Origin of the sequence: Hominisplanchenecus sp. (genome assembly GCF_046967715.1) — a bacterium.
GTDB classification, from domain to species: domain Bacteria; phylum Bacillota; class Clostridia; order Lachnospirales; family Lachnospiraceae; genus Hominisplanchenecus; species Hominisplanchenecus faecis.
The window spans coordinates 21,906-33,622 of record NZ_JBKVNQ010000007.1 but is presented as its reverse complement, the minus strand read 5'-3'; the positions used below and the strand labels follow the sequence as shown (position 1 = coordinate 33,622).

The following is an 11,717-nucleotide window of genomic DNA, read 5'->3' as shown; positions in this document are numbered from 1 at the left end:
AAAATCCCGGAAAAGGAGGAAAGTAAAATGAAAAATGTAACCAGAAGTGTTCGTTTTGTTTTGTCCATGGTTCTTGTCATGGCAATGGTTCTGACTTCCATCGGAAGCTTCGGAACAGTCGCAAAAGCACAGACCGGCAGAGCAGCGGACGGATTGAAAGGAATCTACCGTATTTATCACACGGAAGATGCCACGCAGCGAATGGCTCCGGGAGCGGACCAGGCATCCGAGGGTAATACGCTCTGGCTGTGGGAACAGGGATCAACTGCTCCGGCAGACTGTGAGATGTTCTATTTTGAGCAGGCAGAGGACGGAAGCTATTACTGGTACAACAAGCAGGATGCAGAGCTTGTCATGCAGGCAGATACTTCAGTTGTCAGCCTTCAGAGAAAGAATGCCGCATCAGCAAACCAGAAATGGACGATCGAGAAAGTGGCAGGAACAGAAGATCAGTATTATCTGAAAAATGGTTCCCGTTATGCAAGTACTTCTGCAAACCGCCATGCACAGGTAAGTATGTCCGATACGGCACAGGCATGGAGACTTGCAAAGGTAGAGCCGGAAGTGAAACTCTCTCTTGGCAGCAGTACCATAAGAACCGGTGAGAGCACAACCGCAGCTGTGACCGGATTTGACGCAGACGGCGAAGAGCTGGATGGAAGCAAAGCCGTGATCACCAGTGAGAATCCGGATATCGCAGAAGTTTCCGGAAATACCGTTATCGCAAAAAAAGTCGGAACAGCAACGATCAAAGCAACATTTGAGGGCACAGAAGTCAACACAGAGCTGACCGTTCTGGAGACATCAAAAGAATGGCCGGGCGTTTATCGCATTGATAACGTAGAATTTGCCGGTTATCTGATCGAGCCTGGAGCAGACAATGTAAACGAAGGAAACAACCTGTACCTGTGGAATACAGCACTGAATCAGACACGTATGTGGGTATTTACGGAAGCCGGGGACGGTTATGTATACTGGCATCCACGCAACAATGTATCACTTGTGATCCAGGGAGGAGATCTGGATTCTTATCCTTCCATGGCAAAAAACACAGGCGAGGATACACAGAAGTGGAAGATCATCAAAGATGAGACAAGCGGAAATTACCGGATCCAGAACAAAGCATCCGGAAAATATGTTGCAACCGTAAACGATGCAAACTGGCAGCTGATCCAGATGAAAGAAGAAAGTGCAAAGACATCCCTGTGGGTCATGAATGAGCTGAAAGCGACCATCAGCTTGGAAGTTTCTGCAGGCTATCTGCAGACCGGAAAAACAACGAATTTTGCAGTGGTTGCAAAAGACGCATCCGGAGCAGCGATCAGCAGCGGTATCCGCACCGTAAGCAGCCATCCGGAAGTGGCTTCTCTGGAAGGCAATCAGATCAAAGCTCTGAAACCGGGCTATACGGATATTACGAGTTATCTTACAACAGGCGGAAAAGAATATACTTCCAACACGATCCGTGTTTACGTTACCGATGAAGCACCGGTATTTACCGGAAAAGAATGGTACAAAGATATTTCTACTGCAGAAGTAAACAGAGAGCCTTCTCATGCAGATTTTGTTCCGTATCAGGATGCAGACACTGCATTTAACAGCGAGAAGAGTGCACTGGATGACCAGAATGAGACGGCAAGTACTTACTATAAACTGCTGACGCAGAAAGAATGGGATTTTGCACTGATAGAAAATCCGGAAAAAGCAGATGCAGCGGACGCAAAAGGTTATCTGGAAGAAACACTTCCGGAGGAAGCAAAAGCAGATTTCCAGAAAGAATTTGTACCGCATGCATGGCAGACTTATCGAAACGCAGATAAGACCTTTAAATATTTTGATGAAGCAATCTATACAAACAGTATCTATCCGTGGGGCAGTGCACAGGGAAATACCATCGAGTATGATGATCCTCAGGCACCGACGCACTATAATCCGGTAGGATATTACCGTACTGAGTTTGAACTTCCGGAAAACTGGGACGGACGTAAAGTATTTCTGTCACTGCAGTCCGTAAGATCTGCTTATTATCTGTTCATCAACGGAAAACAGGTTGGTTATACAGCAGACAGCTTTACGGCGCATGATTTCAATATCACACCGTATCTGAACAAGAATGGAAAGAATACGATCGCATTGAAAGTATATCGCTGGGGCATCGGAAGTTATCTGGAAAATCAGGATTTCATTCAGCTGAGCGGTATCATGCGTGACATTTATCTGTATTCCAAAGACAGCCGTGCAGAGCTTCGTGATTTCTTTGTACAGACAAGCTTTGCAGACCGCACAGACAAAAACAGCGATGTTACGATGAACGTGGATGTTGATGTCCGCAATCTGACAGACAAAGAAGATACCAGCGGCTACACCGTAGATGTCAAACTGAAAGACATGGACGGAAAGCTGATCGGTCAGGATACGATTTCTTATGATAAGCTGAAAGCACTTCAGGGTGTGACCGGTGCATCCGATCCGAATGCAGCAGATGCAGACGGCGAGAAAAAAGTAAACTTAGGTGATCGCAAAACAGCAACGATCGAAGTTAAGAATCCGAAGAAATGGTTCCCGGATACACCGAACCTGTACATGGTAACGCTGGAATTAAAAGACAGCACCGGAAAAGTGATCGAAGCAGAAGCAGAACATGTCGGTTTCCGCGAGATCTATAAAGTAAACATCAACGATGCAGAACAGGAACAGATGCAGATCACAGGACAGAAGATTATCTTCCGCGGTGTCAACCGTCACGATGCCAGCCTGGAAAATGGCAGTGCCGTGACAAATCAGGAGATCATCGATGATCTGAAACTGATGAAACAGTACAATGTCAATGCAGTCCGTACTTCACATTATCCAAATGCAAAGATTTTATATGATCTGGCAGATGAACTTGGTATTTATGTTTATGCAGAAGCAAACGTAGAATCACACTACGGAGCATATGGCGATCATAAAGTGCCGATCCCTGGAGGGGACAGCCGCTGGGTAACTCCGGTTCTAGATCGAAACATGAATATGCTGGAGCTTCTGAAAAACCATGCATCCATCATCGGATGGTCTTATGGAAACGAAGCAACTTACACAAGATGCCCATTAGACAATACTTACTGCTTCTGGGCAGCAGCAATGGCAGTTCTGAACCGTGATCCGAGCAGACTGCGTATGTACGAACGTGAATCCGATGGTTATTATCATCGTTATCAGAAGGATGCAGGAGCTGATCCATGGGGCATGGAAACCAGAAGCAAGAATATTGTGGATGTTCACAGTACACAGTATCCGGAAGCAAAGAACGTAGAAAGCTACGCGAAAAACACAAACTACAAACTGCCTTATTTTGAGCAGGAATATGCACATGCAATGGGACAGTCTTTCGGAAGTTTCAATGAATTCTGGAAACTGAACCGCACATACTCCAATGTTCAGGGCGGATTTATCTGGGATTGGGCAGACCAGTCACTTGCAACCACAAGAGAAGACGGAAAGACATTCTGGGCTTACGGTGGAGACTGGATGGATGCGAGCTCCAATGCAGATGCATTCTGTGCAAACGGTGTTCTGTTTGCAGACCACACACCGTCCGCAAAAGCCGTACAGATGCGTTACGATCATCAGCAGGTGAACTTCTATCTTGAAAACGAAGATGCGAAAGTAACCGATGGAACGATCAAAGTAAAAGTCGTAAATGAACTGGAAAACAGCACCCTTGAGAATTACAATATCATCTGGAGCCTGAAAAAAGACGATGAAGAGATCGCAACAAAGACCATCTCCTTAAATACACCGGGTATGGATGGAGAAACCTTTGGAGAAGAAGTGATCACGATCGATCTGCCGAAAGTAAAACCGCAGACCGGCGATACTTACATGCTGGAGTTCTCCGTGCAGAATAAAGTAAAACCGGATTGGGATGCAACGCTCACCAAATACGACAATGTAGTGGCACATGAGCAGTTTGACCTGACTCCGGAATACAAGGAGACAAAAGTACTGGATTACGATGACATGTCTGAGTTTACCAAAGCAGAAGATGACGGTAATACAATGAGCATCGAAGGTGTTACAAAAGACGGAAAATCCTACGCACTGAAAATGGATAAGACAACCGGTATTCTTTCAGATTACACGGTGGACGGCAAAGTCGTTCTGGAAAAAGGTCCGGTACCGAGCTTCTGGAGAGCACAGAACTATAACGACACACCGGTTGCATACAACCGCAATCTGCGAAATACCGATGACAACATGGAACTGGTGGACAGTCCGGTTATCACACAGGATGAGAATGGAAAGCACATCCGTGTAGCATTAAACGTAAAACTTACGGTTGATGCAGAACAGACCTTACTCTATGATATTTACGGAGATGGAGAAATCGTAGTCCGCTCTGCCTTTACACCGAGAAGCAACTTTGCACCGGGTACCGCCGGAGCACAGGCACTGCCGAAAGTCGGTGTCCGCATGACTGTTGCAGCAGGATACGAAAATCTGGAATACTTCGGAAGAGGTCCGGAAGAAAACTACATTGATCGAAAGACGGCAACCGATGTCGGTGTATACAGGAGTACCGTAACAGATCAGTTTGTAAGCAAATATGTGAAACCACAGGAAAACGGAAACCACACCGATGTCAGATGGACATCACTGACCGATAATGACGGAAATGGTATTTTAGTTGCCGCAGACGGAACGGTAGAATCTTCTGCACTTCATGTAAAAGCAGAAAATATCAATCCGGTTAGCTGGACCGATTATCCGTATAACAACCAGACCATTCGTCATTCCACAGAAGTTCCGATGGATGAGCAGACTTATCTGTGCCTGGATGCGATCCAGCGAGGAGTCAGCAATACAGGATTCTTTAACCATATACCGCTGGAAGGATTCTATCCGACAACCAAGCAGAATGCAGATGGAAGCTACAACACTTATGCAGAGAGATTCCGCATTGTTCCGGTTACTTCCGATACGGACAAGATGGAAGAAAGCAAGGCAGGTTTTGAAGCAAGTTCTGTAGCAGGAGAACTGGAAGAGATCAAAAACCAGGCAGTCGCAGCAAAGAACGATGCCGAGACCGCAGCAAAAGCAGCCGAAGCAGCAAAAGCAGATGCAGAAGCAGCCAAGGCAAAAGCAGAAGAAGTAAAAGCAGCCGCAGAAGAAGCAAAGAAAGCCGCAGAAGAAGCAAAGGCAGCAGCCGATGTTGACAAAGCAGCAGCAGAAGCAGCTCAGGCGAAAGCAGAAGTTGCACAGAAAGCAGCAGAAACTGCAGAAGAAGAGGCAAAGAAAGCACAGACCGCTTCCGAAGCAGCCCAGGCAAAAGCAGAGGCAGCACAGAAAGCCGCAAAAGAAGCAGAGGATGCAGCAAAGAATTATGCAAACGATGCAGAAGCAGCAAAAACAGCCGCGGAGGCAGCCAAAACAACAGCTGAAAATGCAAAAAAGGATGCTGAGACCGCAGCAAAAGCAGCAGAAGCAGCCAAAGACTCCGTAAGTGCACAGAAAGGCCTTGCAGAGGCAGCCGCAGGTGCTGCAAAGGCAAGTGCGGATGCAGCGAAAGCAGCTCAGGCAAATGCAGAAGCCGCAGCGAAAGCAGCCGAAGAAGCACAGAAGAAAGCAGAAGAGATCCTTGCGAAAGCCCAGAAAGAGGCAGAAGAAAAGAGAGCCGAAGCACAGAAACAGTTAGAAGAAGTGCAGGCAATGCAGAAACGTCTGGAGAGCCAGCTGACTAAGACAGAATTTGCAGCTAAGAAAGTGAAAGTAAAAGCTGTCAAAGGTGTTAAGAAGTCTGTGAAAGTCAACTGGAAGAGCGTAGAAGGAGCAGACGGATACGTGATCGAGTACGCTAAGAAAGCAAACTTCAAAGGCAAAAAGACCGTTACCGTTTCCGCTTCCAAAAAAGCAAAAACGATCAAGAGACTTTCCGCAAAGAAAACGTACTATGTAAGAGTCAAAGCATACAAAGTAGTGGATAACGAGAAAGTTTACACCGCTTACAGTGCAAAAAAGAAAGTACGCACAAAATAAGAAATAAAATTATGAGGTGTTCCATAGAATACTGGTCATAAAAGAGAGAGGCACCGTGACGGTAAAGTTTCCGTCACGGTGTCTCTCTTTATAGAGATGAATAAAATGCAGGAAATCGCAGTGATTGATTATCATCAAGCTGCATAGAGACTCTTACGAAGAAGGACAAAAATGACAGTACCATATGAGATGGAAAGATGGTACAATTGTCACAGCGACCACTTACTCGGCAAGTAGCGAAGCGGATTGTGAATGTCCGCTTTACGTGGCATCCAATATAGAAAGAGAGGAAGAGCATATGAACGAACTGTATGAAGCCATTGAGCAGAAAATCAAAGCCTCCGGATATCCGAGAGCGATTTCCGGAGAAGAGGTATACAATGACATCTGCGACCAGATTGACGGAAAGGAGAACGGAACCTATCTGCTTCTGTCAAAATTTGAGGAGGATGTGGTGTTTGAATACCACATCACGATCCAGGATGAGGATTTTAACCTCGGAATTCTGACCATGCGGACACCGGAAGGTGTGTTTGAAGCAGATTTTGATGCGTGAATCAATTAAGGTGCATTTTTCAGAGGAAGAAGGTAAAACAGGGTATATAATCCGGTTCAGTTTTGACGATATTCGACTAAGGTAAACGTTTTGCGTTCTGATTTTACAATTCCCTCCGCCTTTAATTTTTTCAGTTCCCGCATCATGGCACTGCGGTCAACGGAAAGATAATCGGCAAGCGTACTTAAAGAAAAGGGCAGCGTAAAGCTGTCTGAATGCTGCTCCTGTGCAAGTTTTTCGAAATAGCACAGGAGTTTTTCTTTTGTTGTTCTCTGAGAGAGGATTTCCAGATGTTCGCCAAGGGCGATCGCTTTTCTGGAAATCAACTGAAGAGCATTGCTGACCAGAAGACTGTGAAAATGGCAGGCATTTGGGCAGCGTCTGATCAGATGGGCATAGTCAATAAACTGGATCTTGCAGCTTTTTGTGCAGATCACCTGCAAAGAATCCCCGTTTGGTGACAGGGCGGAAAGTGCCGAGCCGAAGACATCTCCGGTTTTCAGGTATTCCAGAATGGTCTGGCGGCCGTCCAGGTGTGTGCGGATGATGGCGGCTTCTCCTTCCAGAAGATAGCCGATGCGGTCGGGATGGTCAGCATAGAAACAGACCGTCTCGTCGGTGGAAAAGGACTTCTCAGATGCCTGAAAACAGACCATCATGCGATTGTATTCTTCCGGTGTGATACCGTCAAAAAGAGAAAGTTTTGTATTCATAAATACCTCCGTTTTTTCTTTTTCCGTGCAGAAAAAAGCGTTTGCACAGAAAGAAGATATAGACTCCGTACCGTGGTTGCCTGCGAATTTTCGAACACTTGCTGCGTTTTGATGGAAAAAGTTGCATATGCAACAGAAAATCCTACTGATACAAAGTATAGTATAAACATAACAAAAAAGCAAATGATAATTTAAACATGATGCCAGGGTCAAAAGGTCTAAATCCACATGAGCTTGCTCATAGGTGGATGAAAGACCTTGGGACCCGCCCCGATATGAGCATAAAAGTGGGATGATAATCCCACGATATGCGAATACTGGGGTGCTATGTGCCAGTGGCACATGTTTAGCACCGACCGAAGCGGAGCGTAGAAAGGATTGTGGGAGTGCAACGCACGGAACAATCCGTAGGCATCATAGTTGGAGACTTTTGACACTCACATCTAAACATAATAAAAAGCTTAAAGCTGCACAGGGCATTTTAAAACAAGAATAAAAAATGCAGCTGTGAAGATATAGAGCATTCACAAAACCACAGGAGGTATGCTATGAAAACATTAAAGCTTAGAGATGATTTTTACTGGGCGGGAATCGTGGATGACACGCTCAGGGTTTTTGATATTATCATGTACACGGAATTTGGCACAACCTACAATTCTTATGTGCTCAAAAGCGGCGGGAAGGTCGTATTATTTGAAACGGTAAAAGAAGCTTTTTTTGAGGAGTGGATGGACAAACTCGGCGAAGTGATCGATGTGACAAAGATCGATTATCTGGTGGTCAATCATACGGAGCCGGATCATGCGGGCAGTGTGCAGCGTCTGTTGAAATTAAGTCCGCAGCTGAAGATCATTTCCACAGCCTGTGCGGCCGGGTTTTTAAAGGAAATTGTGAACGGAGAATTCTGCAATCTGATCGTGCATGACAACGAGACGATGAAGATCGGGGACAAAACGCTGCGTTTTCTGCTGGTTCCGAATCTGCACTGGCCGGATACGATGTACACGTTTATTGAAGAAGAACAGGTGCTTGTGACCTGCGATTCCTTCGGCTCCCACTATGGATTTCAGGATGTGCTGGTCAGCAAGGTGACAGACCGGGAAGGCTATATGCGGGCAACAAAATATTATTTTGACTGCATTATTGGACCGTTCAAGCCATTTATGCTGAAGGCTCTGGAACGTGTAAGAGAGCTTGATGTTTCGATGATCTGCCCGGGACATGGACCGGTGCTGGATTCCGGAATCGACTTTATTGAGGATACTTATGAGAGATGGTGTACCGTGGTCAATCCAAATCAGAAAAAAACAGTCATTATTCCTTATGTAAGTGCCTATGGTTATACAAAGCAGATCGCGGAAAAGATTGAAGAAGGCATCAAGGCAAGCGGTGATATTGATGTGCGAAGCTACGATATGGTGACAGCAGATCAGGCACAGGTACTGGAAGAGATTGGATTTGCTGATGGTATTTTATTTGGAACACCGACGATCGTTGGGGAAGCATTAAAGCCGATCTGGGATCTGACAACATCCATTTTTGCGGGAACACATGGCGGGAAACTGGCAAGTGCATTCGGCAGCTACGGCTGGAGCGGAGAAGGCGTGCCGCATATCATGGAGCGTCTGAAACAGCTTCGCATGAATACAGTGGACGGACTTCGCATCCGTTTCCGTCCGGGAGATACGGAGCTTGTAGAGGCTTTCGAATACGGCTATCATTTCGGTTCTCTTTTGCAGGATAAAAAGGCGGAGAAAACGACAAAAGGCAGTCGAAAGCTTGTGAAATGTCTGGTGTGCGGAGAAATTTTTGATTCTTCCCTGGAAGTATGTCCGGTCTGCGGTGTCGGACGTGAAAATTTTGTGCCGGTGGAAGAAAAAGAAACTACTTACCGAAAAGACGGCGATGAATTTTATGTGATCCTTGGAAACGGTACAGCAGGACTGAATGCGGCGAAAGCAGTCCGGGAGCGGGATAAGACATCTTCGATTCTTATGATCTCGGAGGAAAAATATCCGACCTATAACCGTCCGATGCTGACAAAAGCCTTAAATGCCGGACTTGAGATCAGTCAGATTCAGGTGGAACCGGAGAGCTGGTATGAGGAAAATCAGGTTTATCAGATCCTCGGCAAAAAGATTATTTCAGTGGACAAAACGGAAAAAGAAGTGACACTTGAGGATGGCATGCGTCTGAAATACACGAAACTGATCTATGCACTGGGAGCAAAAAGCTTCGTCCCTCCGATTCCGGGAAGCGAAAAAGAGCAGGTGGCAGTGATCCGTACTCTGGAAGATGCAGAAAAAATCGGGCAGATGATCCCAAAGAACGGACAGACAGTCGTGATCGGCGGCGGTGTGCTTGGACTTGAGGCAGCCTGGGAGCTGAAAAAGGCAGGATGTCAGGTGACAGTTCTCGAGGCAGCTCCGGTTCTGATGGGAAGACAACTGGATGAAGGTGCGGCAGCGATGCTTGGAAGCATTGCAGAGCGTGTCGGTATCAAGGTCCGCACCGGAGTAAAGATCGATCGGATCGAAGGGCAGGAGCGTGTAACGGCCGTTCGTCTTGCAGATGGGGAAGAAATCGCAGCCAATCTGGTGCTGATCTCCTGCGGTGTGCGTGCAAATACAGAACTTGCAGAACAGATGGGACTGAAGGTAAACAGGGCAGTTGCTGTAAATGAAAAAATGCAGACCAGTGAAAAAGATATCTATGCGTGCGGAGACTGCGTGGAATTTGAAGGGGAAAATGCAGCACTCTGGGCCGAGGCAAGTGAGCAGGGAAAAGTCGCAGGAGCCAATGCAGCCGGGGAGTGCGTGGAATATCAGAAAGTACAGATGCCGCTCTCCTTTAACGGTATGAATACTTCCCTGTATGCGATCGGAGATAACGGCAGAAACAAAAATCTTCTCTATAAAACACTGGAGATCTGTGACAGGAGCAAGAAGCAGTATGAGAAACTGTATTTCCTGAACGGAAAGCTCTGCGGTGTGATCTTGATCGGAAATGTATCAAAAATGGCAAAACTGACAAAACTGATGGAGAGGAAAGCAACATTTGCGGAAGTGATCCTGGATAAGGAAACAGAAAGTTATTGATTTTACCGTTGTAGTGGGAAGAAAAATATTATATAATCAAGGCAGGTGGTGTCGAAGGCAGGAACCACCTGCCTTATATTAAATGTTTACAGAATTGCGAGCGTTACTTTGTAACGAAGCAATTCGCAGGCATCCGTTGAAGTGAAAAGACCGAAAGTTTTTTTGCTTCGACATCTGCATAAGAAGGTATTAAAAAAAGAGGAGCGTGGTAGCAAATGTTAAGAATTGGTATGCTGACAAGCGGCGGTGACTGTCAGGCACTCAATGCAACAATGCGAGGAGTAGTCAAAGGTCTCAGTGCAAATGTGCAGGAACTCGAAGTTTATGGATTTTATGATGGATACAAAGGTCTGATCTATGGCAATTACCGTATGCTTTCTGCAAAAGATTTTTCCGGAATCCTGACAAAGGGCGGAACGATTCTTGGAACATCCAGACAGCCGTTCAAGCTGATGCGTACACCGGATGAGCACGGACTGGACAAGGTAGAGGCCATGAAGCAGAATTATTACAAACTGCGTCTGGACTGCCTGGTGATCCTCGGGGGAAACGGAACACAGAAAACAGCAAATCTGCTGCGTGAAGAGGGACTGAACATCATCCATCTGCCAAAGACCATCGACAATGATATTTATGGAACGGATATGACATTCGGTTTCCAGAGTGCGGTTGACATTGCGACCGATGCAATCGACCGTATCCACACAACCGCAGCATCCCACAACCGTGTATTCTTAGTTGAAGTTATGGGACACAAAGTCGGCTGGCTGACGCTTCATGCAGGAATCGCCGGCGGTGCGGATATCATTCTGCTTCCGGAGATCCCTTACGATATCGATAAGATCATCGAAGCGATCCACAAGAGAGCGGCATCCGGACATGGTTTTACCATTCTGGCAGTTGCAGAGGGTGCAATCTCCAAAGAAGATGCAGCTCTTCCGAAAAAAGAATTAAAAGAAAAGATCAAAAAGAGAAAACATCCATCCGTATCCTACGAACTGGCAGAGCAGATTTTCCAGAAGACCGGTATCGAAGTGCGTATTACCGTTCCGGGACATACACAGCGAGGAGGAAGCCCTTGTCCGTATGACCGTGTACTGTCAACCAGACTGGGTGCAGAAGCAGCAACTCTGATCATGAAAAAGGAATATGGTTACATGGTAGGTATCATCAACGGCAAAGTTAAGAAAGTACCGCTTGGTGATGTAGCCGGCAAGCTGAAGATGGTATCTCCGGATGATCAGCTGATCAAAGAAGCAAAATGCATCGGCATCAGCTTTGGTGTATAAAACCGAGACGGTATCGGATGGGAGTCACTTCACATCTGATGTA

At 46.2% G+C, this 11,717-nt stretch carries 6 protein-coding genes; 4 read left to right on the top strand and 2 right to left on the bottom strand.

What is annotated here, in order from left to right; genetic code table 11:
* The first annotated feature begins 27 nt into the window (after positions 1–27).
* On the top strand, positions 28–6,018 hold the full coding sequence (locus tag ACLTL4_RS01940; protein WP_412320175.1) for a glycoside hydrolase family 2 TIM barrel-domain containing protein: 5,991 nt from the start codon (positions 28–30) through the stop codon (positions 6,016–6,018).
* Between the two features lie 298 nt (positions 6,019–6,316).
* Positions 6,317–6,574, top strand: a complete 258-nt coding sequence (locus ACLTL4_RS01935) for a hypothetical protein (RefSeq protein WP_248835222.1) — start codon at positions 6,317–6,319, stop codon at positions 6,572–6,574.
* Positions 6,575–6,630: 56 nt separating this feature from the next.
* On the opposite strand, the gene ACLTL4_RS01930 is transcribed toward ACLTL4_RS01935, so the two are convergent.
* Positions 6,631–7,287 (bottom strand): Crp/Fnr family transcriptional regulator, encoded by a 657-nt coding sequence (locus tag ACLTL4_RS01930; RefSeq protein WP_173866676.1) that lies wholly within the window; start codon positions 7,285–7,287, stop codon positions 6,631–6,633.
* A gap of 218 nt (positions 7,288–7,505) precedes the next feature.
* Entirely contained in the window at positions 7,506–7,724 is a 219-nt protein-coding gene (locus tag ACLTL4_RS01925; RefSeq protein ID WP_147630974.1) for a hypothetical protein, read from the bottom strand.
* Positions 7,725–7,835: 111 nt separating this feature from the next.
* Here ACLTL4_RS01925 and ACLTL4_RS01920 point away from each other — a divergent pair, with 111 nt between their 5' ends.
* Both ACLTL4_RS01920 and ACLTL4_RS01915 read left to right on the top strand, forming a co-directional pair.
* On the top strand, positions 7,836–10,385 hold the full coding sequence (locus ACLTL4_RS01920) for an FAD-dependent oxidoreductase (protein ID WP_412290864.1): 2,550 nt from the start codon (positions 7,836–7,838) through the stop codon (positions 10,383–10,385).
* Between the two features lie 215 nt (positions 10,386–10,600).
* Positions 10,601–11,674, top strand: a complete 1,074-nt coding sequence (locus ACLTL4_RS01915; RefSeq protein WP_173866678.1) for a 6-phosphofructokinase — start codon at positions 10,601–10,603, stop codon at positions 11,672–11,674.
* Positions 11,675–11,717 lie beyond the last annotated feature (43 nt).

What these genes read in the sequence shown, in the direction of transcription:
- ACLTL4_RS01940 (WP_412320175.1), top strand. Translation starts at nt 28, where the DNA reads ATGAAAAATGTAACCAGAAGTGTTCGTTTTGTTTTGTCCATGGTTCTT.
- ACLTL4_RS01935 (WP_248835222.1), top strand. Translation starts at nt 6,317, where the DNA reads ATGAACGAACTGTATGAAGCCATTGAGCAGAAAATCAAAGCCTCCGGA.
- ACLTL4_RS01930 (WP_173866676.1), bottom strand. Translation starts at nt 7,287, where the DNA reads ATGAATACAAAACTTTCTCTTTTTGACGGTATCACACCGGAAGAATAC.
- ACLTL4_RS01920 (WP_412290864.1), top strand. Translation starts at nt 7,836, where the DNA reads ATGAAAACATTAAAGCTTAGAGATGATTTTTACTGGGCGGGAATCGTG.
- ACLTL4_RS01915 (WP_173866678.1), top strand. Translation starts at nt 10,601, where the DNA reads ATGTTAAGAATTGGTATGCTGACAAGCGGCGGTGACTGTCAGGCACTC.